Genomic DNA, 25,079 nt, shown 5'->3' on the forward strand with positions numbered 1-25,079 from the left:
CTATATGAACACGGCATTATTGCCGCTGCTTTTACTTGTCATAACTCTGCTTCCGGAAATGTCACTGGCCCAGCAGCCGGACAAATCCCGCAACTTTCAATGGTTGCAGTTCAATCTTTACAAAGGCTTTGATAACAAGAATCCCTTCGATCAACAGGACGACACCTACGTCGAGATGGAATTCGGGGGCCGCTCAGGCTTTTTGGACTTTTACGGATTCTTTGATGTCTTTGACATTTTTGATTCCAAGGACAGCGACTTTCACAATAGCGACAATTTGTTTTTGAAAACCTTTCCGCGCTTTTCCATCAACCATATCGCACAAAAAGATCTTTCCTGGGGTCCGGTCCAAGAATGGTACCTGGCAACGCTGCTGATCGTCGGTGACCGCTCCCTTTTTGAAGAGTGCATCGGCGTGGGTGTGGACTTCAAAGTGCCGTGGTCTGGCAAGCTGGGTGCGAATCTGATGGCCCGCTACGTCCGCGAAAACTATGGGGCCGTTAACGAACATACCTGGGACGGATACTTTCTGGCGGTGAACTGGTTTGCACCTTTCTTGCGCTTCGCCAACGAAAGCTTTTTATCTTATCAGGGATATCTGGATTTTATTTTTTCAGCTGATCAAATCGGCCAGGAGCCCGGCAGAACCACCAGCTCAGTGGCATGGTATAATGGTTTTTACTGGCATCAAACCGACTATTCTTTGGGCTACGGCTTGAAGTACTACAAAGACTATGGACAATTTGTCGACGGTGGTGTCGCCGGAGAAACCTCCGGCTTCGGACACTATGTCGTTTTGGGGTACAAGTTCTGAATCAAACTCCGGCGGCCTTCGACTGCCCCTGATCGGCCGTGATCCAGGCCTGCAGGTATTCCGGCATAGCTGGCGCAGTCAGGTTTTCCCCCACAGCCTTCATCAGCTCCACGGGTGATACCGTCCCGCCTTTCTTGCTAAGAAAACGGGCGCGAATCATACCGATGGCAATGAGCTCTCCGCGGCTGGTGAATTTGTGTTCAAGATACAGGTATTTGTCATCCCAGGTGATCAGTCGTGTGTGCAGATGGAATTTCTGAAAGACCTTCAGAGATCTGCGAAAGCGGATGGTTTCAGAAGCCACCACCGGATACCAGCCTTCAGCGGCGATCGCACCGGCCGCCTGAGCGCGGATCATATAATCCGTTCGCGCCAAGTCCTGCAAAGACAGGTAAACCCCGTTGTTCATGTGACGAAGCACATCCAGATCCGTCGGCCACACCCGAAAAGGTGTTGCGCATTCATCCATAATCCCCACGCGGGAACGGAAGCGGGAAAAAATCAGAACATGCAAAAGACGAAAAAACAGATTCATAGAAACCTCGAAAGCCCCTGGGCCGATATACAGCCTAACAAGCGGGGCTTTACGAAGTCAAAACGGACTTAGTTTTGCGCCTTCAAAGATCCCTCGGCGTCAGGTTTTAAGAACCGGAACACCGGCGTGGTTTTGAATTTTCCAGTGATATCCCCGATCAAGTCATAGTTCTTAACCAGATTGATCTTTTTAACGGCTGCGCCCTTTTTGAAATCCAGTTTCGGCAGTTCAACCCAAACCAGATAGGGGCTCAAAGTACTTTCATAAAAGTAAAGACCGCGGGTCAGATCCGCAACCGTGCGCCAGCGCGTGGTTGAAATATACGGACGCGCCGGATCCGGTGTTCCAAAAGGCTGCGACACATTTCGCATCACACTCAAAACCCCGGCCACCGCCTCGCGATAGTCTTTGGGTTCAGGCAGACGTTCGGTATAAAAGGCGGCGCGCACAAAGCGATCTGCCGCCTCAGTTGTTCCCGGCAGTTTTTTACTGCCGCCAAAGCCCTGATACTGCTTCATGGATTTCAGCTGCTGATCAAACGGCGGAGAATTCGTCATAAAACGATATTCTTTGCCGTGATAAATTCTGGTTTTGCCATCGATATACTCCATCACCACGGAATCACCCGTCTTGTCTGACAAGGCCAGATGCACAGTGCCTTGGCGCACCCCATGCGCTGTCGGCACACTGGCCATCAGCACCTGAATCGGTGATTTTTCCAGGGACGCCATGGCTTCCGCTACAGTGGCAAAGTTATCCAGGAAATACTGCGCCCACTGACTTACCGACAAACCCGGCAGCCTTTCATCGCGCGTACCGAAATGACTTTCGGACAAGTACAGCAAATTGGCAGTCAGTCCTTTTTCGTTCAGCCCATCGGCCGTCCCCACATCGTACATGGACAGAATCACACTGCCATACTTTGATGTCCATTTTGCTGGATTGGTCGCGGCCATCCCGTCGCGCTCCATCCCCCGCGGGAACAACCACATGTTGGAACCGGTGTCCTCGGACCAATCCATGTTACGACCCACAATAACATCCTGGTTTTTCCCGTCCCACAAAATGCGGGTGCACGGATAGGCGGGAACTGCCAAGAGCAGACTTAAAAAAACGGATAGCACCTTCATAAAGACGTCTCCTTTTTCAATTGGTTTTGCATAAATTCAACAGACCGTTGCAAGGCCTCCTGCCCTGCCGCTGTATCCAGATTGAATTGATATTCATGGCCTAAACCCGGGGCGTGATCCTGCGCAAAGAACAGAGTCTGCACCGGAACTCCCAAGCGTGTTGCGGTTTCAGCCAGGGCTGTGGATTGCCCCAGCAATGGATCTGCATTACCGGCAGAGACAAACATCGCCGGAAAATCCCGGGTGATATTCTGAAGGACCGAGAACTCTTTCATCCTTTCATCCTTGAGAAAGTCCCTGGTCCCGAAGTAGGACCAAAAAACCGTTTTCAGAAAGCCACCGAAGGATCCTTCAAAGTTCACCAGCGTGGGATCATAAGCCCCACAGTACAACAGCAGACCTTTCAGTTTATCCTTCGCCAGAGTTGGCAGCATTTCCATTTGTTCGGCGTACGTTGACGAGGTCAGAATGTTGGCCGCTTGTGCGACCAATTGGGCGCCGGCAGAATCTCCGGCCAAAAAAATCCGGCTTGAGTCGCCATGATATTCAGAGGCATGTTCTTCAATAAAAGAAAGTGCCAACAGAATCTGACGAAGAGGTGTGGGATATTGAAACTCGGGTGCTATTGAATATCCGACCGAGGCCACCACAAATCCGCGCGAGGCCAGGATCCGGGCATAGTTGCCAACATCCGCCTTGTCTCCCGAAATCCAGGCGCCCCCATGAACCCAGACAATCAAAGGCAGCAATGTCCCCTGAGCTTCTGCTTCAGTCGGAAAATAGAAATCCACAAAGGCGTCTTTATCTCCGGGATCATAAGAGACATCAAGCTTTTGACCAATATTGGCGGGAAGGTGCTTGGCCAGCACCGCAGAGGCCTCTTCGGCCCCTTCATCAAAGAGCCAGCGAATCACCATGGCCTTCGGCCATGGTGTTATTTGCATGGTGATCCAGCTGGCTCCAACCAGCACAGCAACCAGGACCAGCAGAGTCTTTTTTCCCATCCCTTCACAATATAAGGGCGACTATACTGGGTCCATTTGTGTTTCAACCGCCTAGAAGCCGTCGGTGGTGCCCACTTTGGCGCGCGGGTCTTCATCTGTGTCAAATGGAATGACTGCTGCAGCCGGTACGGGCGCCGCCTTCTTCGGTGGAGGTGTGAATTTCATCACCTTCGCCGATTTCACTTCAGGCTTCTTTGCAGACTTGGCAGATGGCATACGCGCCGGTGCATCGGCCTTCGCCTCAACCTCAGTTGAACCGGTCACAAAGTTGCTCAATTCACGAACCATGACCTGCATTTGCTCGGACTGAGAGGAAATCTCTTCAGACGTCGCCGCGATCTCTTCAGACGAAGCCGCATTGGACTGAGAACTTTGATCCAGCTGGTTCATGGCCTTATTGATCTGCTGAATGCCCGTCGTCTGCTCGGCGCTGGCTGCGGAAATCTCGTTATTCAGATCCGCCACTTTTTTGATGGAATTCACGATGTTGTTCAAAACATCCCCGGACTTATCAGCAATGTGGGTTCCATTTTCGATTTTTTCCACCGAATCCTTGATCAGGGAAGTGATATCCTTCGCCGCCGACGCGGATCTTTGTGCCAATGCACGAACCGCTTCCGCCACAACCGCAAATCCTTTCCCCTGCTCGCCAGCACGGGCCGCCTCGACGGCCGCATTCAGGGCCAGCAGATTGGTCTGGAAGGCGATATCATCAATGACGTTGATAATCTCTTCGATCTTTTTGGACGATTGAGAGATATCACGCATGGATTCGACCAGATTCTTGATTTCGCGTTCGCCGTCTTCAGCCGCAGTACGGGAGGACTGGGACAAAGTCGCCGCTTGTTTTGCATTGTCCGAGTTCATTTTAACCATGGAAGTCATTTCTTCCAGCGATGCCACTGTTTCTTCCAAAGATGCCGCTGCGGATGTAGAAGACTGGGACAAGCCCTGCCCCGCCAGTGTCAGCTGGGTGATGGCTTCATTCACCTGGTGGCCTGCTCCCGCAAGACGGGATACGGTGCTGTTCACTGTACGGCTCAATGACATACCAATAAACATCAACAGACCAAACACCAAGACCGCTGATGCACCGCCAATGACAGCCAGCATGATCAGGCCTTTGTGGATTTCAGCTTTTTGCAAAAGGTTTTTATCGGCAGCAAGTTTTTCATACATCACCACCACGTCGCCTGCCACTTTTTTAATGACCGTGGAATGCTTCAAGTAGGAACCTTCCGTCATCACCTCACGCAACTTGTCGAAGTCGGCACCCGGCTTTTCCAAAGCAGCAATTAGTGCTTCAACCTCCTGAATATATTCCGCATTGATTTTCTTTGCCGGCTCATACATCTCGGCTTCACCGGGCTGGAAGGAGGCCGCTTCGTAGGCCTTGATCGCGTCCTTATATTCATTGATAGCGGTTTTCGCTTTGCCTACATAACTGTCGCGGTGCTTGGGAACATCTTTGTTCGCCAGCGCCCCCCAAAGATATTGACCGATGCGGGCTCGACTTCCTTCGATCTCGCCAAGAGCCTTCATGTTCGGAATGACATTAACATAAGCGTCGTTCAGCATTGTGCCCACGATGTTCATGTCTTGATAGGCGACCCAACCAAGAGCTGCAAAGCCCGCCATCGGGATCAGAGCACACACAAAGAGCTTGCCTTTAATTCCTTTGAACCAAGAAGTGATTGTCATAGCTTTTTTGAAAACCTCTAAAAGAGTTGATTTAAAAGATTCTCTCTTCTTTCGGAGGAAAACAGGACCATCTGAAGGACTTGGACGAAATTGTAAAGTTGGGACAGTTCTCTGAATTAACTCACATCTGGTTCATCTCAAGATGAACCAGAGCATAGACCGATAGCACAAAAGTTGGATCCCATGCGAAATCTAGCGGATAGGAAGAATCCGGATCTGACCCGGCATGCGCACGATGCGAACCAGGGACAAGTCCTTCTTCAGAACACTGGGAGTTCCGTTTTGCTGATTCATTTCAGCGTTCACTTCCTCTTGAATCACAACCATATAAGTCGCTTCAAAGATATGACCGGTCCCCGCATGACGGAAGCCCACAAAGTAAGTGTACTGAGCCCCGGCACTCATCCACCCACCACGAGCAAATGAAGTTTGAACCGGATCTGTGAACTCAACAGAGCCACAATCCTCGATCCAGCTGTCATAGCGTTGGGCGGAAGGATCACAGTTTTCCTTTTCCAGCTCATCGCGCAGACTGGCCAAACGAGTGTTGGAGTCCTCCAAAAGCATCTTCATGAACTTTTCGTTTTCTTCACCATCGACAAACATGGCTGCCTGAATTCCTTGCCCTTCATCAGTGACGATTTTGACCACAGCCTTTTCAGCATCAACTTTGGTAAACTGGCGGCTTTCTGCGGCAAATGCGGCGGAAGAAAAGACAAAAGAACCCAGAATGGATAGCACAATCCATGTTTTCATTAGAAGAACTCCTTATCGTGAGGAACATAAGGGATAGTGCAGAACTTTTCTTGAGACAAATTAACATGCCTTCATTAACGGACTGTCATGTGGTAGCTTCGTTTCATGACCGAGATTAAAGAGCGCTTGTTAAAATTCTACGAAGAAAACGAAATTAAGGTCGACATCGCCTTTTTCCTGGGTGGTTTCTTCTTTGATATCCTGACCCTGTCGGCCATAGATGATCTGTGGGGTGTTTCCCAACAAATCATCTATCTGCTGATTTTGGGGTCGGTGCTTTATTATGACTTCCTGTTCACCCACGGACTGTTTCAACCTTCCCGTCGCTTAGGTAAAGTCTGGGAGTACCGCCAACTGATCGTGCACTTCCTGCTGGGCAGCCTTCTCAGCGTGTATTCACTGTTCTTCCTGAAAAGTGCATCGCTGTTTTCATCCGTGGTCTTTGTCGCCCTGTTGATGGGTCTGATGGTCGCCAATGAAATGAAGCGGGTTCAACGCAGTGAAATCAACATCAAGATCGGCTTGTATGTGATCTGCGTGTTTTCATTCTTTTCCATGACGATCCCGGTGATCCTGGGGTTTGTCGGACTGTTCCCGTTCCTGCTGTCCATCGCCTTTACCGGGGTTGCGATTTATGGGGCCTTCCTGCTGCTGAAAAGAAAAATCCAGGATCAGCGCACCCTGCAAAAGTCCCTGCTGCTTCCCGGCGCCACAATCCTGGTTCTGTTTTTGGCTTTCTATCTGGTGGGCTGGATTCCGCCGGTGCCCCTGTCGATTCAAAACATGGGTATCTATCACAGCGTGGAAAAATCCGAGGGCAAATACATCCTTTCCCACGAACAGGCTTCATGGAGATTCTGGCGCCGCGGGGATCAGGAGTTCTATGCTGAACCCGGTGACACAGTTTACTTCTTTGCCGAGATCTTTTCCCCGGCAAGATTCAGCGATTCCGTGATCCTGCACTGGTACTTCAAAGACCCGGTCCGCGGCTGGCAAACCACCGACAAGATTCCGATGAACATCACCGGAGGCCGCAAGAACGGCTATCGCGGTTTCGCCTCAAAGCAAAACTATTCTGCCGGAGACTGGCGAATCAGCGTGGAAACCACCGACGGCCGCGAAATCGGACGCATCTATTTCAAAGTGATTAAATTAGAAACGAATAATCCAGAACGAACCTTCTACAAAGACATCTACTAAAAAAGACCGAAACTGCCCGGACGAGGCCTTGTCAAAAGGGCTCAGGTCCGAGGCGGAAGCCTGCCCTCGCAGCGCAGGCGTGCTCCAAGCACGTCGGAGCGAGAAGGCCGGCTGACAACGAAGGAGATGGGCCCTTTTCACAAGGCCAAAAAAAAGACCGCCGGGGGATGGCGGTCTTTGGGGGGATAACTTATTGATTCACTCGCACCAGTTTCACTTCAAAATCCTGGGAGGGGCTTTTTTGAAGCTGTTCCTGGGCCTGTTCGTTGGCGGCAATCGCCACTTCCGAGCTATTCAGAATTCTGAGCAACCTTTTGCGCAGAATCTTTTCGCTGATTGAGGCTTCCTTGATCATTTCGTTGAATCCCTGAACCTCAGCTTGGGATAACGAAGCAGACATTAAAATCAGTGAAATTATTAAGAAGCGCATCCGTGCCCTCCTGTTCCTATTTATAGGAAACAAGCAGGGCTTCGGTCGGTTAAATAATTATTTAGTGGCCTCTGGCGGGTGCTGAGGATCAATATACGTCTTTTCCGCGTCCTCTTTAAGAACCTGAGCCAGTTGCTGCGTCGCCTGGCGGGAAACGTCGATAAAGGATTTCTGGTCGTGGCGAACCTTGAATTGCTCCTGCAACATCAGTTCATCGTGCAAACGGAAGCGTTCGATAATTTCATGCGCGCGTTTGGCAGGGGTCCCCATCGCCACCAGCAGCTGTTCAGATAGCGCCACGCTGGAATCAATCGTTTCACGGCGAACATGGGTGATACCGGCTTCCATCAGATCAAACGTGTGCTGACGGTTGCGGGACCGGGCAAACACTTTCACGTGCGGGTACTCGGTGCGCAGAATCTGCGCGATGTTGTTCGAGGTCTCGACATCGTCCACCGCCAGTACAAAGTACTTCGCATTTTTAATACCTGCCGCCTCCAGAATCTCGGGGCGGGAGGCATCACCATAATAAACCTTGTTGCCAAAACGACGAAGCATATCGATCTGTTCAGTGTCATGTTCAATCGCGGTGAATTTCACATTCTGCGTGCGCAGAATACGGCCAAAGATCTGACCGACACGGCCAAAGCCTGCGATAATCACGGTGTTGCCATTGTCCGCTTCATCAATCTTATCGTACTGAGGCCCCCCTGCCGGAGTCTTGCAGGCAATCATGGCCTGAATCTTTTCATTCAGTACGATGATGATCGGGCTTGCGATCATGGAAAGGGTCACCACCAAAGTGAATCTTTGAGTCCATTCCGGCGAAAGCACTTGCGCGCTTTGACCCACCCCGAAGATCACAAAGGCAAACTCCCCGCCTTGCACCAGATACACCGCCAGATTATTGGAGGCCGGACGGTGAAGCTTCATCACCCGACCCACGCCATAAATCAGGAAGCCTTTCAACACCATGTAGCCCACGGTGATTCCCAGAATCAGTCCCGGACTTTCAAGCAGCAGTGACAGCTTGACTGACATACCCACGGAAACAAAGAACAGACCCATCAGCAAACCTTTGAAAGGCTCAAGGTCGGCTTCCAGTTCGTGACGGTATTCTGATTCAGACAACAGCACCCCGGCCAGAAAGGCCCCCAAAGCCATGGACAAGCCCACACTTTCCATCAAGAAAGCCACACCGATCACCGTCAGCAAAGTCACCCCGGTAAAAAGCTCTCGGCTGCGGGTTTCGGCCACCACTTGCAGGAACCGGCCCATCAAGATACGACTGCCCAGTGCCAGTCCAATAAAGATCGCCAAAGCCCCGCCCCAGTTCACTTCGCGGGTGGAGGCTGTCACCAGCCCCAGACTTGGGATCACTGCCAAGGCCGGAATGGCCACCACGTCCTGCATCAGCAGGATCGCAAATGAAGCCCGGCCAAATTCGGTGTTTAAAACTTTTCTTTCAGAAAGACTTTGCAGGGCAAATGCCGTTGACGACAGTGAAAGGGCAAATCCCACCACGGCGGCACTGGCCCAGGAAATCCCCAGTTGATGTCCCGCAACCGTGAAAACCACGGTACAAAACAGGATCTGCAGGCCACCGAAACCCAAAAGGGTTTTTCGCAAGCCCCATAGTTTTTTAGGTTGAAGCTCCAAACCGATAATAAAGAGCAGGAAGACCACGCCAAATTCCGCAATGGTCTGCACAAACTGGAAGTCTGAAATCAATCCCCATCCCAAAGGACCAATCAGAATCCCGGCTGCCAGGTAACCCAAAATGGTTCCCAAGCCCAGCTTTTGAAACAAAGAAACAAGAACGACGGAAAAACCAAGGAACGCAAGAATCTGCAGAAGCTGCTCATGTAAAATCATGATAACGAAGGTATCAAGCTGTTTTGATCCCGGCAAGATTCCTGTGACAAGCCGGGAACGATCTTTTAGTCTGAGGCCTATGACAAAGAAAACTGCAGGCATCTGGTTTATTTTTATCACCGTGACTTTGGACATGATCGGACTGGGTTTGGTGATCCCGTCCCTTCCGGACATTATGCGCCGTTTTGTATCCAGCGAAACCTCGGTCACGGAATACTTTGGCTATTTCATTTCGATCTATGCGCTGATGCAGTTTTTGGCCTCGCCACTATTGGGAGCTTTATCAGACCGTTTCGGTCGCCGATCCGTCTTGTTGATTTCACTTTTGGTGGCGGGCTTTGACTATATCCTGATGGCTTATGCGCCGACGTTAGAAATCCTTTTTGCCGGTAGAATCATCGCGGGTCTGACCGGAGCCAACATCACCGTGGCAATGGCCTATATTGCCGACGTCAGCAATGATGAAAACCGTTCAGCCAACTTCGGGATGGTGGGCGCCGCCTTCGGCCTGGGTTTTATCATTGGACCAGCTATCGGGGGACTGCTAGGACATTTAGGACCAGAATACCCGTTCTTGGTGGCCGCGGGACTGAATCTGCTGAATTTCCTCTTTGGATTGCTGATTCTGCCGGAATCACTTCCCAAAAACCTGCGACGCAAAATCGATTTGCGCCGTACCAATCCGCTGTACTCCCTATTGGGGGTTTTGCGTTCTAAACACCTGTTGGCTCTGTTGCTGGTTTACTTCTTCTTCCAGCTGGCAGGCCAGACGCATCCATCCATCTGGACGCTCTACACGGAAACCCGTTACGGATGGACGACGGCACAGGTGGGACTTTCTTTGGCAGTGGTCGGATTGTTATCTGCCGTCGCCCAAGGCTGGCTGACGCGATTGGTGATTCCAAAGTTTGGTGAACATCGCACCGTGGTGATTGGGGCTTTTGGTTACGCAGTTTCTTTTATTTTCTATGGCATGGCCACAGAAGGTTGGATGATGTATGCAATTCTGATTTTGTCAGCGGTGTTCTGGACTTCACCTCCGGCGCTGCAATCATTGATCAGCCACAAAACACCGCCCCAGGAACAAGGCGAACTGCAGGGTTCTTTGGTCAGTCTGTCCAGCCTGGCCGCGATCATCACGCCGCTGGTCACGACCAAACTGTTCGCACACTTCTCTTCGGGAAATCCGGGAACTCTCTACCTCCCGGGGGCACCGTATTACTTCGGCGCACTGATTTGCTTCATCTCATGGGCAATCATGTATCGCCGCAAAGCCTAACCAGAGATTTGCTAACTTTCTCGATGCGCTTACATCAAATCTTGACCTCTCGTTCTTGCGGCAATCATGCTATGCTCAAGAAAACGGGAGGTCCATATCTACCACGGCGAACGCTTTAACAGCATCACTCACTTGGTTGGCGCCGCTTTGTCAGTAGCAGGCACTTCTGTCCTGATCACCCTGGCTACGGTCACTGGGGACATCTGGAAGATCGTCGCCACCAGCGTTTATGGTGGCATGCTGGTATTGCTCTACACCATCTCGACTCTGTACCACAGCTTTCAGGGGCGCTCGAAACAGATCTTTCAAAAGCTGGATCACATAGCGATCTATCTTTTGATTGCCGGAACTTACACTCCTTTCACACTGATTACTTTGCGCGGCCCCTGGGGTTGGTGGCTGTTTGGTATCAACTGGACGCTGGCACTTGTGGGAATCATTTATGAACTTACGCTGTCACATCGCACGCGCATCCCTTCATTGATTATTTACGTTCTGATGGGATGGCTGGTGGTAGTCGCGATGAAACCACTGACGGCGGCATTGCCATCAGCCGGGATTTTCTGGTTGGCGTTGGGTGGACTGTTGTACACTGGCGGCATCGGATTCTTTTTGTATGATGAAAAGGTCAAACACTTCCATGGCATTTGGCATCTGTTCGTTCTGGGTGGAAGTGCGTGTCAGTACTTCTGCATTCTCTTGTATCTGATTTAAGTGTCACATTGACCCTGAACGGACTGGCACTTTCTTTGAAATATTTTCCTGCGTGAACCAATAACGGAGGAAAAATGAAACCACTAATGACTTTCGCAATGATCTGTCTGTTCTCGATGAACGTGTTTGCCGCCAGTATCTTTGACTGGGTGAAGCCTGACCGCCCAGGAGACCGCCCTGGTTATGGACGCCCGCAAGTCAGCTGTTCGGCCAGCGATGATGGCTGGGAGGAACACTGGAGCGGACACCGTGATTGTCGCGAGTGTTTGAAAAAACACGGCAACTGTATCGAAACTTGTTCTGCCAAATATTATGCCTGCACTGCCGAAGGTGTCGACTATCGCGGTTATCGCATGACGATCGAAAGCCGTGGCAACACTCAGTACGCTGCTGAACGCGAGGCCATTGACCGCTGCCACTACCGCTACAGCAACTGCCGCATCACTTCCTGCAACGAAAAGAATGAAACAGTGTCGCGCAGATCTTGCCGCTAGTTCGAATTTCCGGTTATCTTTGAGGGAGTCATGAATTCCCTCAAAGAATCTCTTTATTCCGCCATCAATGTGACCATGCCCGTGGATCTTTCCACGCAGCTGGGTCGTCATGCCTGCGTGGCCTTGATCCTGCGCGGAGATTCTTTGGAAAGTCTGGAGCTGGGTTTTATCCAGCGGGCTTTCAGTGATTCCGACCGCTGGTCAGGTCAACTGGCTTTTCCCGGCGGCAAACGCGAAGACACCGACAAAACCGATCTGGATGCCGCCCTTCGTGAAACGCTGGAAGAGGTCGGCATTGATCTGACCAACCCGGAACTGCTGGGTCGCTTGAATGATATTCAGGCCCGCAAGGCCGGAACGATGCTGGATTTTTATATCCGCCCGTTCGTGTTTTTCACCGAGCGTGACTTCAATATTGTGCTGGATCCGACAGAAGTGGCTGATTTTTTCTGGATTCCAATCAAAGAAATCCAGAATCCGCAAAGAAAGACCACCTATCGTCTGCAACGGGAAAATATCGGCCTTGAACTTCCTGCCGTGCATCTGGATCGTGAGCCGCCACTATGGGGATTGTCGTACATGATGACCCTGAATCTGCTCGAAGTTCTGGCAGCCGCGAACAAATAACCATCAAATTGTCTCACCACTGATCGTCAAAAAGAACGACACCCCTTTTTTATCGCTGTTCGCAGTGAATTTTACGTCTCACGCTTGGACGACGTTCGTTTTTTTCCAGAATTTAAAAAAAGTCGCTCAACTATCCAAAGGTCTGGCCGATAAGTTTTATGAACCTCAGGTTAGGTTCTGCGAAAGGAGCCTTGAATGGCTAAAAAGCATGTCGTACGTAAGGAATATATCTGGAACCGGGAGATTCGTGAATTGGCTCTCCTGACAGAGACGGGTCCACCTTAAGCGACAAGATCAGATTTTTGATTGGTGATTAAATAAAAAAACCAGAGCGATTAAGGCGCCCTGGTTTTTTTGTTTTTTAAATGCCGTCCGAAACTACAGGATCGAGAAGATCGTGGAGAAGCTCAGAGTCGTGGACTCTGTACGAGCATCTTTAGGGTAGTAATTCAGGTAAGGTGCAAAGTAGATGTCACGAGAGAACGCATAACCCATGCCCACACGGCCGCTCAGGGTTTTGTTCAGCAAATCCATCTCGCCGTCACGGTAACGTGGATTCCAGAAGTTCATCGCCACAGAAGTGTAAACGTTCAGCTTGTCAGAGAAGTTGTATTTCACTTGTGGATAGAAGCCCAGGTGGTAACGGGAAGCTTTACCGTCTTTGGGCTCATAACCGCGCTCATACAAGAACACGCTCAAGCCTGTATCCAGACCCACGGCCACACCGGAAGAACCGATGTTGTAAACCAGAGAGTTGTCATAAGAAAGAGAAGAGTACTGACCCACGTCACGGAAGTTGGGAACTGTCGTCAGGGAGGCACCGTAAGAGTTACGAACCTGAACATCGCCCAAACGCGCATTGCGGTCATAGCTGATGAAAGGAGTTTTAACATCCGTGCGCTCAGCACCCTGGAATGGAGTCAAAACATTGATGCCCGTGCCCGCGCTGATCGCTGCTTTGGAGTCCAAACGGTAACGACCGCTGATGGAACCGCTCAGGGAAACCTGATTCACACCGATGGATCCATCTGGATTCGGCTGAAGTTTGCTGTCAAGATCGCCAATTGGAGGACCGAAGTAAGACAAAGAGAATTTCAAAGAGTAACGGGACAAGGAACCGGATTCCGCTTTCAGCTTGGAATCAGTGATGTCTTTGTCGTCTTCGAATTTTTTGTTTTTCAGAACGTCGCCCACAGAAGTGGTTGTTTTCTGAGTTCCGGATTCCACAGATGGAGTGGAAAGAGTGGTAGAAGAAGTCTGAGCGTTGGCTGCCAACGAAAGACCCAGCACTGCCGCGAACAAAAGCCCTTTAGTCATTAAATCCCCCAAAGTTTCGGCAGGTTGTACCCGCCCAAGAGGGAAAAGGAAAGTCATGCTTTTGTTATGGAACGGGGCAGGTAGTTTTTTCTAAAATCCCTCACGTAACTTATAGAGCACCTGAGGCAGATATTCGACCACGTCGGACGCCGTCATGCTTAAAAGATCCCTCTTTCGCGACTTCCACAGGTTCGCGGTGGCTCCGTGAACGTAGGCCCCCAGCAGAGCTGCCCGCAAAGGGGGCACCTTTTGCGCCCTCAAAGCCGTTATAATCCCCGCCAGCACATCACCGGTTCCGGATTTCGCCAAGGCGGCGTTTCCGGTGGAAATCCCATAAACCCGGTTGGGACCGGCCACCAAAGTTTGTGCGCCTTTCAATAAAACCACGCAGCCCATCAGCTCCTGAGCAATGCGAATAAATCCATAGCGGTTGTCGGCGATTTCTTCAGCCTCCACCCCCAGGCAGCGCGCAAGCTCCCCGGTATGAGGTGTGACTATCCAGCTTGCGGGCAGCGGAAACAGATCCTGTTCCGCACACACGGTCAGGGCATCGGCATCCAGCACCACTCGCTCAACTTTGCGGGCTTTCAGATCGCGAATCACCTCGGCAGTGAATGGAGTGACTCCAAATCCAGGTCCGCACAAAAGCGCATCGAATTTTTGCTGCTGCCAATTGCTTTTCTTAAGGTCCAAAACCAAAAAATCCGGATTTTCCAAAGACGAAATCGTCACCCCTTGCGGGGCCAGCATCACATAGCCACTGCCCATGCGCAAAGCCCCGCGGGCGGCCAGAATCCCGGCTCCGGGGTACTGGGCACTTCCCGCCAGCAAAAGACTGCGGCCCCTTGTGGCTTTATTATCATGGGCGCTGACAGCGGGTAAAAGTTTCCGCGCAGTTGATTTCTTCAGGATGCGAACGGGATCATTGGCTTTTTCCATAAACCTTAGTGTATAAACCAAATCCATGATCGTAAAGACAGAAGCCGACCTGGAAGGTCTTAAAAAAATCGGGAAAATCGTCGCCAACTGCCTGCAATACATGGCTCGCAAAATGGAACCCGGTATGAGCACCAAAGAGCTGGATCAGCTGGGTGGTAATTATTTGGAATTGCATGGAGCCAAGTCCGGCCCCATGGCAACGTACAACTTCCCTGGCTATAACTGCATCAGCCTGAATCACGAAGTCGCCCACGGCGTGCCCTCTGACAAGAAGATCATCAAAGCCGGTGACCTGATCAACATCGACGTGTCGGCTGAATTCGGCGGCTACTTTGCGGATAACGGCGGATCCTTCATCGTGCCTCCGGCAAAGAAAACGGACGAAGATCTTTTGAAAGTCACCCGTCTGGCGCTCGACACAGCGATCAAGGCCGTGAAAGCCGGAGAGCTGATCAATGTGATCGGCTACAATATCGAAAAAGTCGCCAAGTCCCACGGTTACACCGTTATTGAAAATCTGGGCAGTCATGGTGTGGGCCGCGGCCTGCACGAAGAACCAAAATTCATCGCGGGTTATTTTGATAAGGCCGACAAACGCAAACTGAAAGAAGGCCATGTCATCACCATTGAGCCTTTTGTTTCCACCGGCGCAAGATTCGTCGATGAAGAACCCGACAACTGGACACTGGTGGCCGGCAAAGAACATCGCACCGCCCAGTTCGAACACACTATGGTGGTTCTGAAGGACCGCGCTCTGATCGTGACCATTCCTGACTCTGTTTAAATACACGAGGGCTTTCTTTGCAGAGAGCCTTTTAAAAGTTCTAAGATTTTCTCCTCACCCTTAGGAGACCTTATGAACAAACGCATCGCCGCTCTGACCGTGGCTTTGATGGCCAGCCCCATCGCACAAGCCGCATCCCCTTCCGCAGGATTCAAAATAGAATCCAACATCACTCTGGCCCTGGCTGAAGAAGCTGCCAAAGAAGCTGTCGCCAACTGCGCAACCAAGGGCTATCAAGTGGCCGCTACCGTCGTCGATAAGGCAGGCGACGTTAAAGCGATGTTTCGCGCCGATGGCGCGGGCCCTCACACCGTCGATGCCAGCCGTCGCAAAGCCTACACTTCCGCTTCTGCAAAGAACGGAACCTCCGCAATGCTTGCAGCATCTCAAAGCAATCCTGCCGCCCAGAATCTTGGCGCCATTGACGGATTCCTATTGCTCGGCGGGGGCCTTCCCATTCGAGCTGGCAGTATCGTCATTGGTGCTATTGGCGTGGGTGGTGCTCCAGGCGGTCCTTTGGACGACCAGTGCGCTCAAGCTGGAATCGACAAAATCAAGGATCGACTAGGAAATTGAAACACAAGATTCCGCGACACACTGCCGAAAGGCTTTGAGCCAGAGGAAAAAGGTGAAAGGCTGATGTCGTTCCAAAATAATCGGAGGACTGTATGAAACTGTTTTTTGCTATCGCTTCTTTGCTAGTGGCTTTCTCTGCTCAAGCTTCTGACCGTAAAGTCGGAAACATCATCGCAGTTGAAAGAGAAATCTCCAACCTTTACAACACGTGCTTGAAGAACGTATCTGGTGCGACAGACAAACCTCAAAGCTTCTTCTCTTGCGCTATCAAGTTCACAACTGATGGTGAGCTTCCTGTGACCAAAGGCCGCGTGATGAAGCTGTTGGATGATCGTTGTCAGGTTGTGGGTGAAGCGATGAACGGCGTTGTGCTGATCACTTTCGCTGGCACAAAGTCTCCATCCTCTTTTGAAACTTCCCGTGCGTGCCTTGAAAGATCTCTGAGCGACAAAGATTTCGTGAAAGTGATCGTTTACACTCTGGAATAATTGCTCAACGCGATTATCATTTCATTTGCAGGAAGAAGTGCTTCAACACTTCTTCCTTTTTTTCGTCTTCGCTCATCTCGATTAAGTGCGATCTCACCTGAAAAGGCGAGAGACCTTATGCTTTTTTTGCGTCCTTTTACTTGCCTCATCTTAGCCCCCTAATTAAAATGATAAGGAAGCTTTAGTATGCTTGCTGACAGTTCTAGGAGGTTCTATGGCAAAGCTGTTTCTTACTGAAATCCCCTCCCGTGAAGCCATTCAAGAAGAGGCCGGTGTTCTTTATCCTCAGGTAAATCCCGAGGCGTGGTACTCGCATATTCTTTTGCGCAAAATCACCACGGAGTTTGAAATCAACCTGGACAAATTTTTCTCGCAGTACAGTTTGTCCTCAGGTCGTTTCACGCTGATGATTTTGCTGAACAAATATGTGAATGGCCTGATGCCTTCAGAGTTGGCGCAGATGGTGGGTGTGACTCAAGCCACTATTTCTGGGCTGATCAACAGTCTTGAGAAGGCCGAGATTGTGCAAAGAACCACGCACGAAAAAGACGGTCGCTCTTACGTGATCAAGCTGACGGAAAAGGGCAAGAAACAAACCGGCGAAATCCTGCCGGAGTATCAAACCCGCATCAACAAATTCTGGAGTGAATTCCCATCCCAGGAAAAAGATCAAATCAACGGCTACTTCGAACGCCTGATCAAACAAATGAAAGAAATCGGCCAAAAACCCGCTGCCGAATAGATAAAAAAAGCCCGCTTACAACAGCGGGCTTTTTCTTTCTCACACTTCCAGTTTCCAGTGACTACTCGCCAGCCATCGTACAGCTGATGATGTTGTCCAAAGTAAAGCCAGATGTATTCTGGAACGGACCGAAGTGGTTATAAGATCTGCCCACGGACATGTGCGGGCTCACGCAACGCTCTGCCGGTGCTTTCAAAGAACCATTGGAGTTCACGTTGTACGGGTGCGTGTTCTTGGAGCTGGTCGCATTCACCTGAACTGCGAAGCTGCCTGTCACTTTCGCTGCCGCACAGAAGGCATTGAAGGTTTGCAAAGAGCTTCCCAGAACACGGATCAATTCAGACTGGGATGCATTCGTTTTGATACCGCACTTAGGATACAGCTGATTCCATTCACGGATACAAGCCTGGATGTTACCACCGGCGTCCGGAGTGAACTGGAACAGACCGATGTTCAAGCGGGATTCAGCTGGCTGATTTGGATCTTCATAGAAGTTCACACCAGCTGGGCGGCGATAACCGGATGGACCATACTTATCCGCCACTTTCTGAGCTTTCGCTGTATCTGCTGTCGTCAAGGACTCCATGTAAGACAGACACATCATGAACTTGGACCAAAGTTTGGAAGCTTTCACGTAACCTTCGCGGTTGCCGGACAAAGCTTCACGGCGATAGCCGTTCATCAGATTTGTGAAGTCATTGATCTTTTTGATTGTCGCTGCACTGGGAATGTTTTTACCCGCAAAGGTCGTGTTCAAAGTGGAGGACGTCACGTTACACAGTGGATGTGAAATCAAACTGTTTGGCAGATATGTATTCACGTCTTTATTCAGATTGAAATAAGAAGCCACATAACCCAGTTGCGCTTTGCTTGGCTGCATTTTCAGTTCAACTGCGTAAGCAATACGATCTGCGAAACGGTCATTAGTATCAAGGTTCGTGTCACACTTATCTGTAGTGTGTGCTTCCTGGGCGTTACGCACCGGCAAAAGCTCGCGGTAGTTGCTGTACTTCGCATCAACCACACCACCCACTGGGTATGCAACTTCTGTAAAGACGTTGAAACCTTCTGGAGTGATAGAGTCGGTCACCGCCGCGGGTTCACGAACCGGAGGGGTTGTCGTTGGTGGAGTTGTTGTCGGAGGCGTCGTAGCAGGAGGAGTTGTCCCTGCGTTGCTGCCACCGCCGGAGTTCACCGGCTTCTTCGCCATGGCGAAGGTCGTGGAGGAAACAGTTGTTGTTACTAGAAGAGCCATCAGGATGTTGGTTGTGCTTTTTTGTGTTTTCATACCTCCTAGATCGGAGTTAGGTCGCGCGACTAAAGGCGTTCTGGACCATTTTAAGGTCCAGTTTTCAGGATCTTGGTAAAGTCTGGGAAAACTGAAAAATTAATAAACAGAAACCCTCTGGACCTTGGACCGTACTTTGGGTTTAAGAACTGCCAACGGTCCTCCGATAATAAAGGGGTAGGTAAACAACAAAAAGGGAGTCTCAATATGAGTCAAAAATATGATGTACCGAACCTCTTTAATTTCCTTCTGCACACTCCAGAGGGCGGTCTCAGAAAAATGCTCGTGGACAACAAGCCGTTCACAGAAGCGCACTTTAATCTGATGATGAAAGTGGTTCGCGCGTGCAACGAATCCCAGTTCACTGAACACTTTGAAAAACAGGATTTCCCAAAAGTGAAAATGGGTCCTGCGGATGTAAAACTAAAAGAGAAGTTCTGGGCAGACTGCATGGTTGTTTGGGATAACCGTGGACTTCTGACTCCGGCTGTGGCAACTAAGGCGGCATGATCGCTTACCTTGCCCCGGATAAATTTCTGCCAGAGCTTCTAGAGGAACTTAAAGACGTAAAGTCTGTTCACGGAAACCTGGTTCTTACTGATGGGCCCCTGCAGAACTCTGTGTGGGCCCAATGCATTTGGCTCGATGCTCAAATCATTCCTTTTGAATCCATCACTCAGGCTTCCAAGGCTTTAAAGGCTCTGGGTAAGTTCTGGGCCCTTTACTCCACTGAAAATCACCGCCGCGCCCAACTGATTCAGGACCAGCTGCCAAAGCTGCGCCCGCGCGTGATGGACTTCCTGTCGCCCCTGCCTGAAGACAATCTGGGTGCCTGGATGCTGTTGGATAAAAACACCCTGCTGGCCTCTCCGACCACGAATTCGCGTTTTCCGCTGGGTGAGGTTCAGTTCAATGAAGACAAGAACACCCCGCCTTCGCGCGCTTACCTGAAACTGTGGGAGCTTTTCACCGTCTATGGCGTTCGCCCGAAACCGGGGCAGAAGGTCGTCGACTTTGGCAGCTGCCCGGGTGGATGGACATGGGTGCTGCAACAGATGGGTTGCGAGGTCATCAGTATCGACCGTGCCCCGCTGGAGCCAAGAATTGAAAAACTGCCACGTGTGAAGTTCATCAAGACCAATGCCTTCAACGTGAAGCCCGAGGACATTGGGGCCATTGATTGGTTCTACTCCGATATCATCTGCTATCCCGAGAAATTGCTCGAATTAGTTCTAAGCTGGCAAGCTTCAGGACTTTGCTCAAACTTCGTTTGCACTATAAAATTCCAAGGTAAGACCGACTTTGAAACCTTGAAAAAGTTTCTGGCGCTCGAGAACGTACGTATACTGCACTTGCACCACAACAAGCACGAGGTCACGGTATGGATCAAAGCACCTTCAAGCTGATAGCACGCGCTGATGAACGAGCGAAACTTTGGGATGATATGGCCAAAGCTCGCGGCGAGTTTCTGTGCAAGGGCACGGAAGATTCGATTTGTAAGTTGCGTGTGGTGCTGTTCAATTCCAAACATCAGGCTTTGGAGTGCACCTTTGAATCCCCGACACTGATGAAAGATCAGGAAGAATACCTGGGTCATTTCTTTTTGGGTGGTGAAAAATACTATTTCCAAGCCAAAGCCCAAGTCGTTAACGGCAAGGTGCTGATCCCGGTCCCGCAGGAGCTGTATCACCTGCAGCGCCGCCAGAACTATCGCGTGCGCATCCCGGATGGTTATCAGGCTTTCTATAATATTATTCTGGTGAACGATAAACCCCAGAAGATCACCGGCCAGCTGGCCGATCTGAGCAGCCAGGGCTGCCGCGTGGTTTACCGTATGGACGCTCCGTTACTAAAGATGGGCGACAAAGTCACAGGCCACCTCCTGATCGGCAAAAGAAGTCCAATCGAAGTCCAAGGCGAAGTCCGCCACATCAAAGTCGACGACGGCAACAAGGTCATCCAAACCTTCGGCATAGAGTTCACCCCCCTGCCAACAATCCTGGAAAACAAACTCTTCGCCATCACCCTAGAAATCCACAAAGAAGTCTTCCGCCGCTAAAAGGTGCCTGGTGACTTTTTACACCTACAGCGCGTTATTCGCCGGTGGGTCCGAGAATCGTCGGATCCTGTTTGCGGATCGCTTCGTATTCTTTTTCCAGATCCTGCTGCTGCTGTTTCTTTTTTAGCTCGGCTTGTTTCTTCTGATCTGCCAGGGCTTTTTTGTTTTCATCGAAGCGCTTGGTGTAATCGCGGTGAAGCTGATTGAACTCGTCCGTCTTTGAACGGATGTAGTCGTCGAAGTTTTTACGTTTGTCGCGCATGTCGGCTTCAAACTCGTCGCGCTTTTCTTTCTGGTTTTCGTAGAAGTCTTTGCGCTTGGATTCGTGCTCGTCATAGAACTCTTTGCGCTCATCGGATGTCGACTTGGTTTTGGCGAAGGCCTTGCGTTTGTCCGCCAGATCCTTGGTAAATTCATCACGCTCTTTTTTCTGAATCTTGCCGAACTGTTCGCGCGCCTTGGTCATGTCCTTATTAAACAGATCACGCTTCTTGTTCACGATAGAGCTGAACTTGCCGCGCACCTCGGAAGGTGTGCGGGACAAATCCGAAACCAGACCATCCATGAAGGCCTTTTCATCGTTGTCTTTTTTTACATTGGCCGGGATGTTTTTACGAAGCTCTTCAAAAGCCTCGCGGTCGGCTTTCAAAGAGTAACTTTCATCGACCAGGGTGGTCGATTCAGGACCTTCGTTCTGAGCGCGGGACTCGATCGCTGACAGCAGGACGACCAAGGTAAGAAATAGAACGTAAATCAAAGACCTTAGTCTCTGATTTTCATGAGACCTTAGTCTCAATGTATCTTGCGGCTTGGACCCCGCAGTTGCGAAAGCCGGTGATAAACTCATGCTGTCCTCCGTGAATTTGCTTCTTTTTGAGAATAATTGGACTCTACACAAAACACAACCCGCCGATAAGTGGGACATATGTTGTATGGAAGAAGAGTGATCGAACCTCAACGCGTGCCTCAGGGACAGGGTCCCCGCCGCTTCATATTGAACAAAGCCTTCCAGTACAAGTATTGCTGGTACATGATCACGGCCGTTGCGGGTGGCGCTATCTTGTTCCTGCTTCCGGCTTATTACTTCATCAATCAGAACTACGAACTGTTCAAAAGTCTTGCCTACGATACCCATCCCACGCTGGTTCAGCATCTGGAGCGTGAGATCACCTGGCTGCAAGTGTTCTTGGCAGCAAGCTTTATCGTCCTGACCGGAGTGACTCTATTCCTGGTGATCCGCATGACCAAAAATCTGCTGTCCCCGCTGGTGGCGATGGAAAAACACATGCACCAGTTGATGCTGGGTCAGTGGCATATTCCGGATTATCACCTGCCGGAAGAAGATGACTTCCGCGACCTGTCCATGACTTATGACTATTTCTATCGTGCTTTGAAAGCCAACACCGAGACCGAACTGAAGCTACTGGAAAAGCTCAGCATCGATCCACAAAACCGCGAGGCCTATGCCGCGTGGAAACACCTTTTGTCTGAAAAACGGGCCCGCTTGGGCATCAAAGAAGAGTTTATCCTTAACGAGAACGTCGTAGAGATGAACGAATTTGATCAGAAACGAAGAGTTTCATAAAAAAAGCCCTCCGGAGAGGGCTTTTTCATTTTCTAATACTGATGTTCAAAACAAACCCTGCGATCCAAAGACCTGCGAGACAAAGACGTAGGAATTTATTGATACCTCCGACAGCAGCTCCCACATTCTTCGTCGCCAGAAACTGAAACGAAATCGCCACCATCACCAAAGACCATCCATAGTGACTGACCCTTTCAGGCGCAAAACTCGAAATAAGAGCTGCTACAACAACCACGCCCATCGGAACGGAAATTCCAGTATTGGCCCAAGTTCTGATCTTTGATTCCATACGAAGCCTCCGAATCAAAGTATTGCATAGCTCATGCCCACGCCAAATCGGGCCCGGTCCATCGTAAAATGGAGTTGAGCACTGTTTCGCTGTAATTCTTTCTGAGTTAATTCCCGATTCCGGGATTAAGGAACTATCTAGAACGTCGTAGAGAAGAACGAATTTGATCAGAAACGTCGCGTTTCTTGATCGCCTCGCGCTTGTCGTGGGTCTTTTTACCCTTAACCAATGCAATCTGAAGCTTGGCGCGGCCGTTTTTGAAGTAGATCTTCAGCGGCACACAAGAATAACCCTTTTCACGCAAAGCCTCGAAAATTTCATCAAGCTCACTTCTGTGCATCAGAAGTTTGCGATGTCTTTCAGGCACGTGATTGTTGTAACTGGAAGCCTTGTATTCCGCGATGTGCGCATTTTGCAGATACGCTTCATCCCCTTTGAAAGAGATGTAGGAATCCTTCAACTGAACATCCTTGTTGCGCAGGGATTTCACCTCGCTGCCCATAAGCTGCAGACCCGCCTCGTAGGTTTCCACGATCGTGTAGTCAAAGCGTGCTTTTTTGTTCTCATGAACAATCAGGATGTTTTCGCTCATTTACTCAAATCCAAAATGCTTATACAGGGCCACAAACTGCTTTGGAGAAAGCTCCTCCGCGCGGGCCGTTTCTTTAAAGCCCAGCTCGGCCAACCAGCCGACCAGTTGCTCTTCAGTTAGCTTCTTTTGACTTAAAAGACCAGACAAATTTTTCTTCAAAAGCTTACGTCTTTGCGCGAAGGCGCACTTTACAAATGTCAGGAAAGCCTTGCGGTTTTTAACGTCAGACTCAATACGCTCAAAGGACAGCACCCGGCTGGCCACCTTGGGAGGCGGCTGGAAATCCCTTGGCCCCGCATCGGTCACGGTTTCAATCTTCCAGAAAGCTTGTGCAAAGACACTTAAAAGACCGTACAGGTCGCTATCCACGGTTCCGCGAATTTTCTGGGCGACTTCCTTTTGGAACATCAGCACCATCGCCGCCACACCTTCATTTTCCAACGAACGCTCAATCACGATGCTGGATGAAATCTGATACGGCAGATTGCTGACAAAGACCACGCGCTTGCCGGTATAGAACTGCTTCCAGTCCAAGCGAAGGGCGTCCTTTTCGATAACCGTCAGACCTTTTTCGCGCCAGTAAGCCGCAATCGCAGAATCCAGTTCAATAACCTGCATCGGCAGATTCAGCTCTAACAACAGATCCGTCAATGCCCCCGGGCCGGGGCCCACTTCGAGCAGTTCTTCCGGCGCAAAGGCCTTCACCTGATCGATGATACGATTGATGACCGTGTCGCTGACCAGAAAGTTCTGGCCCAAAGATTTTTTCGCGGCAATGCCCATGGCTTCTTGCGCGCGCTGCAGACGTTCGCGTGAATAACTCATTTAAAATCCGATGCAAGAGCTTGAGGGGACGGTCCCAGATCCAAAGCCGACACTTCACCGCGAGCCATACGCAAAGCTCCGACATAGCCGATCATAGCAGCATTATCAGTGCAATAACGCAGAGGTGGGATCACCAACGTATAACCTTTTTTGTCGGCCCATTCCTGAGCACGCTGACGAAGGCGCGAATTCGCGCTGACCCCGCCGGTCAGAATCACACGCTTGGAGCGGAAGACTTTCGCCGCCCGATCCAGCTTTGCGATCAGGACGTCCACGATGGCTTCCTGGAACGAGGCGCACAGATCCGGCAGACGTTCCTGCACAAGTTCTGGTCCCAGTTGTTCAAGCATGCGCTGACCGGAACTTTTCAACCCCGAGAAGCTCATGTCGAAAGTGTCATCATGGATCATGCTGCGGGGGAATTCGAACGCCTGCGGATTACCCGCCTTGGCCATTTGATCGACGCGCACACCACCCGGGAACCCCAGGCCTGCCATCTTTGCAAATTTATCGAAACACTCCCCGGCCGCATCATCCTTGGTAGCACCCAAGATACGATAGTCGCCCAGTCCTTTGATTTGATACAAACTTGTGTGCCCCCCGCTGATGGCCAGACCCACATACGGGTAACCAAAATCTTCCGGTGGAGCATATTTATCATCGCGCAAGAACGGCGCCAGCAGATGCCCTTCCAGGTGGTTCACACCCAGAAACGGCAAATGTTTTGCCTGAGACAAGGACTTCGCTGTCACCAGCCCCACAATCAAAGCGCCAATCAAACCCGGACGATTGGTGACGGCAATTCCCTGCACGTCAGACCAATTCATATTGGCTTTCTTAAAGGCTTCTTCGATTAATGGAATTAAAGCGATGGAATGGTTGCGGGCGGCAATTTCAGGGACGATGCCGCCATAGATTTCGTGATCCAGATCCTGAGAGGCCGCCACCACAGAGTGAACCCAGCCGGTACGATCGACGATCGCGACAGAGGTGTCATCACAGCTGGTTTCAATGGCGAGAACTCTTTCAATCACAG

The 25,079-nt window shown here is 50.5% G+C and carries 29 protein-coding genes; 14 read left to right on the forward strand and 15 right to left on the reverse strand.

From position 1 onward, the window contains the following. Positions 1-4: 4 nt before the first annotated feature. Positions 5-814, forward strand: coding sequence for an outer membrane protein OmpK (locus ACNQKP_RS00970; RefSeq protein WP_417862237.1), 810 nt, complete (start codon positions 5-7; stop codon positions 812-814). Position 815: 1 nt separating this feature from the next. On the opposite strand, the gene ACNQKP_RS00975 is transcribed toward ACNQKP_RS00970, so the two are convergent. From ACNQKP_RS00975 to ACNQKP_RS00995, 5 genes are all read right to left on the reverse strand, one after another. Then, the gene (locus tag ACNQKP_RS00975) at positions 816-1,349 is read right to left on the reverse strand and encodes an acyl-CoA thioesterase (RefSeq protein WP_417862238.1); all 534 of its coding nucleotides are present in this window, start codon (positions 1,347-1,349) and stop codon (positions 816-818) included. 68 nt (positions 1,350-1,417) lie between these two features. Then, positions 1,418-2,479: a linear amide C-N hydrolase gene (locus ACNQKP_RS00980; protein ID WP_417862239.1), complete on the reverse strand. Its 1,062-nt coding sequence runs from the start codon at positions 2,477-2,479 to the stop codon at positions 1,418-1,420. Further along, positions 2,476-3,483, reverse strand: a complete 1,008-nt coding sequence (locus ACNQKP_RS00985; protein WP_417862241.1) for an alpha/beta hydrolase — start codon at positions 3,481-3,483, stop codon at positions 2,476-2,478. The genes ACNQKP_RS00980 and ACNQKP_RS00985 overlap by 4 nt, the downstream gene beginning before the upstream one ends. Positions 3,484-3,534: 51 nt before the next feature. After that, positions 3,535-5,184 carry a methyl-accepting chemotaxis protein gene (locus tag ACNQKP_RS00990; protein WP_417862242.1) on the reverse strand — a complete coding sequence of 550 codons (1,650 nt, stop codon included), beginning with the start codon at positions 5,182-5,184 and terminating at the stop codon, positions 3,535-3,537. 192 nt (positions 5,185-5,376) lie between these two features. Further along, the gene (locus ACNQKP_RS00995) at positions 5,377-5,940 is read right to left on the reverse strand and encodes a hypothetical protein (protein ID WP_417862243.1); all 564 of its coding nucleotides are present in this window, start codon (positions 5,938-5,940) and stop codon (positions 5,377-5,379) included. Between the two features lie 105 nt (positions 5,941-6,045). Here ACNQKP_RS00995 and ACNQKP_RS01000 point away from each other — a divergent pair, with 105 nt between their 5' ends. Next, on the forward strand, positions 6,046-7,140 hold the full coding sequence (locus tag ACNQKP_RS01000; RefSeq protein WP_417862244.1) for a DUF2914 domain-containing protein: 1,095 nt from the start codon (positions 6,046-6,048) through the stop codon (positions 7,138-7,140). Between the two features lie 190 nt (positions 7,141-7,330). On the opposite strand, the gene ACNQKP_RS01005 is transcribed toward ACNQKP_RS01000, so the two are convergent. Both ACNQKP_RS01005 and ACNQKP_RS01010 read right to left on the reverse strand, forming a co-directional pair. After that, positions 7,331-7,540: a hypothetical protein gene (locus ACNQKP_RS01005; protein WP_417862245.1), complete on the reverse strand. Its 210-nt coding sequence runs from the start codon at positions 7,538-7,540 to the stop codon at positions 7,331-7,333. 87 nt (positions 7,541-7,627) lie between these two features. Continuing rightward, positions 7,628-9,445: a monovalent cation:proton antiporter-2 (CPA2) family protein gene (locus tag ACNQKP_RS01010; protein ID WP_417862247.1), complete on the reverse strand. Its 1,818-nt coding sequence runs from the start codon at positions 9,443-9,445 to the stop codon at positions 7,628-7,630. A gap of 79 nt (positions 9,446-9,524) precedes the next feature. On the opposite strand from ACNQKP_RS01010, the gene ACNQKP_RS01015 reads away from it, so the two are divergent. The 4 genes from ACNQKP_RS01015 to ACNQKP_RS01030 all read left to right on the forward strand — a co-directional run bounded on the left by ACNQKP_RS01015 (position 9,525) and on the right by ACNQKP_RS01030 (position 12,559). After that, the gene (locus ACNQKP_RS01015; protein ID WP_417862248.1) at positions 9,525-10,724 is read left to right on the forward strand and encodes a TCR/Tet family MFS transporter; all 1,200 of its coding nucleotides are present in this window, start codon (positions 9,525-9,527) and stop codon (positions 10,722-10,724) included. 96 nt (positions 10,725-10,820) lie between these two features. Beyond that, a complete protein-coding gene (gene trhA, locus ACNQKP_RS01020) occupies positions 10,821-11,438 on the forward strand; it encodes a PAQR family membrane homeostasis protein TrhA (RefSeq protein ID WP_417864077.1) in 618 nt (205 codons plus the stop codon). 74 nt (positions 11,439-11,512) lie between these two features. Next, on the forward strand, positions 11,513-11,932 hold the full coding sequence (locus ACNQKP_RS01025; RefSeq protein WP_011163217.1) for a hypothetical protein: 420 nt from the start codon (positions 11,513-11,515) through the stop codon (positions 11,930-11,932). A 30-nt stretch (positions 11,933-11,962) separates the two neighbouring features. Continuing rightward, positions 11,963-12,559 (forward strand): NUDIX hydrolase, encoded by a 597-nt coding sequence (locus ACNQKP_RS01030; RefSeq protein WP_417862250.1) that lies wholly within the window; start codon positions 11,963-11,965, stop codon positions 12,557-12,559. Positions 12,560-12,937: 378 nt separating this feature from the next. Here ACNQKP_RS01030 and ACNQKP_RS01035 read toward each other — a convergent pair whose 3' ends face one another. Both ACNQKP_RS01035 and ACNQKP_RS01040 read right to left on the reverse strand, forming a co-directional pair. Beyond that, complete coding sequence (locus tag ACNQKP_RS01035) at positions 12,938-13,876, reverse strand: hypothetical protein (protein ID WP_015089805.1); 939 nt, start codon at positions 13,874-13,876, stop codon at positions 12,938-12,940. A 90-nt stretch (positions 13,877-13,966) separates the two neighbouring features. Continuing rightward, positions 13,967-14,815 carry an NAD(P)H-hydrate dehydratase gene (locus ACNQKP_RS01040; protein WP_417862252.1) on the reverse strand — a complete coding sequence of 283 codons (849 nt, stop codon included), beginning with the start codon at positions 14,813-14,815 and terminating at the stop codon, positions 13,967-13,969. A 25-nt stretch (positions 14,816-14,840) separates the two neighbouring features. Here ACNQKP_RS01040 and map point away from each other — a divergent pair, with 25 nt between their 5' ends. From map to ACNQKP_RS01060, 4 genes are all read left to right on the forward strand, one after another. After that, a complete protein-coding gene (gene map, locus ACNQKP_RS01045; RefSeq protein ID WP_417862254.1) occupies positions 14,841-15,599 on the forward strand; it encodes a type I methionyl aminopeptidase in 759 nt (252 codons plus the stop codon). Between the two features lie 72 nt (positions 15,600-15,671). Beyond that, a complete protein-coding gene (locus ACNQKP_RS01050) occupies positions 15,672-16,175 on the forward strand; it encodes a GlcG/HbpS family heme-binding protein (RefSeq protein WP_417862255.1) in 504 nt (167 codons plus the stop codon). Positions 16,176-16,267: 92 nt separating this feature from the next. Then, positions 16,268-16,663, forward strand: coding sequence for a hypothetical protein (locus ACNQKP_RS01055; protein WP_417862257.1), 396 nt, complete (start codon positions 16,268-16,270; stop codon positions 16,661-16,663). Between the two features lie 214 nt (positions 16,664-16,877). Beyond that, complete coding sequence (locus ACNQKP_RS01060) at positions 16,878-17,405, forward strand: MarR family winged helix-turn-helix transcriptional regulator (RefSeq protein WP_417862258.1); 528 nt, start codon at positions 16,878-16,880, stop codon at positions 17,403-17,405. 61 nt (positions 17,406-17,466) lie between these two features. Here the strand turns inward: ACNQKP_RS01060 and ACNQKP_RS01065 are convergent, their stop codons facing one another. Continuing rightward, on the reverse strand, positions 17,467-18,693 hold the full coding sequence (locus tag ACNQKP_RS01065; protein ID WP_417862260.1) for a hypothetical protein: 1,227 nt from the start codon (positions 18,691-18,693) through the stop codon (positions 17,467-17,469). A 207-nt stretch (positions 18,694-18,900) separates the two neighbouring features. On the opposite strand from ACNQKP_RS01065, the gene ACNQKP_RS01070 reads away from it, so the two are divergent. From ACNQKP_RS01070 to ACNQKP_RS01080, 3 genes are read left to right on the forward strand one after another with little or no spacing between them, the layout of a single operon-like run. Then, positions 18,901-19,203 (forward strand): hypothetical protein, encoded by a 303-nt coding sequence (locus tag ACNQKP_RS01070; protein ID WP_038451423.1) that lies wholly within the window; start codon positions 18,901-18,903, stop codon positions 19,201-19,203. Then, a complete protein-coding gene (locus ACNQKP_RS01075) occupies positions 19,200-20,099 on the forward strand; it encodes an SAM-dependent methyltransferase (protein WP_417862262.1) in 900 nt (299 codons plus the stop codon). The genes ACNQKP_RS01070 and ACNQKP_RS01075 overlap by 4 nt, the downstream gene beginning before the upstream one ends. After that, a complete protein-coding gene (locus ACNQKP_RS01080; protein ID WP_417862263.1) occupies positions 20,075-20,752 on the forward strand; it encodes a flagellar brake protein in 678 nt (225 codons plus the stop codon). Before ACNQKP_RS01075 ends, ACNQKP_RS01080 begins: the two co-directional genes overlap by 25 nt. A 34-nt stretch (positions 20,753-20,786) precedes the next feature. Here the strand turns inward: ACNQKP_RS01080 and ACNQKP_RS01085 are convergent, their stop codons facing one another. Further along, positions 20,787-21,509: a hypothetical protein gene (locus ACNQKP_RS01085; protein ID WP_417862265.1), complete on the reverse strand. Its 723-nt coding sequence runs from the start codon at positions 21,507-21,509 to the stop codon at positions 20,787-20,789. 186 nt (positions 21,510-21,695) lie between these two features. Here ACNQKP_RS01085 and ACNQKP_RS01090 point away from each other — a divergent pair, with 186 nt between their 5' ends. Further along, complete coding sequence (locus ACNQKP_RS01090; protein ID WP_417862266.1) at positions 21,696-22,337, forward strand: hypothetical protein; 642 nt, start codon at positions 21,696-21,698, stop codon at positions 22,335-22,337. Positions 22,338-22,362: 25 nt separating this feature from the next. On the opposite strand, the gene ACNQKP_RS01095 is transcribed toward ACNQKP_RS01090, so the two are convergent. The 4 genes from ACNQKP_RS01095 to tsaD all read right to left on the reverse strand — a co-directional run bounded on the left by ACNQKP_RS01095 (position 22,363) and on the right by tsaD (position 25,077). Then, positions 22,363-22,626, reverse strand: a complete 264-nt coding sequence (locus tag ACNQKP_RS01095) for a hypothetical protein (protein WP_417862268.1) — start codon at positions 22,624-22,626, stop codon at positions 22,363-22,365. Positions 22,627-22,759: 133 nt separating this feature from the next. Beyond that, complete coding sequence (gene smpB / locus ACNQKP_RS01100; protein ID WP_088566252.1) at positions 22,760-23,218, reverse strand: SsrA-binding protein SmpB; 459 nt, start codon at positions 23,216-23,218, stop codon at positions 22,760-22,762. Then, on the reverse strand, positions 23,219-24,043 hold the full coding sequence (rsmA, locus tag ACNQKP_RS01105; protein WP_417862270.1) for a 16S rRNA (adenine(1518)-N(6)/adenine(1519)-N(6))-dimethyltransferase RsmA: 825 nt from the start codon (positions 24,041-24,043) through the stop codon (positions 23,219-23,221). Next, positions 24,040-25,077, reverse strand: coding sequence for a tRNA (adenosine(37)-N6)-threonylcarbamoyltransferase complex transferase subunit TsaD (gene tsaD, locus ACNQKP_RS01110; protein ID WP_011163201.1), 1,038 nt, complete (start codon positions 25,075-25,077; stop codon positions 24,040-24,042). The genes rsmA and tsaD overlap by 4 nt, the downstream gene beginning before the upstream one ends. Positions 25,078-25,079 lie beyond the last annotated feature (2 nt).

The sequence above is a fragment of the Bdellovibrio bacteriovorus genome (assembly GCF_048286975.1).
GTDB lineage: Bacteria > Bdellovibrionota > Bdellovibrionia > Bdellovibrionales > Bdellovibrionaceae > Bdellovibrio > Bdellovibrio bacteriovorus_H.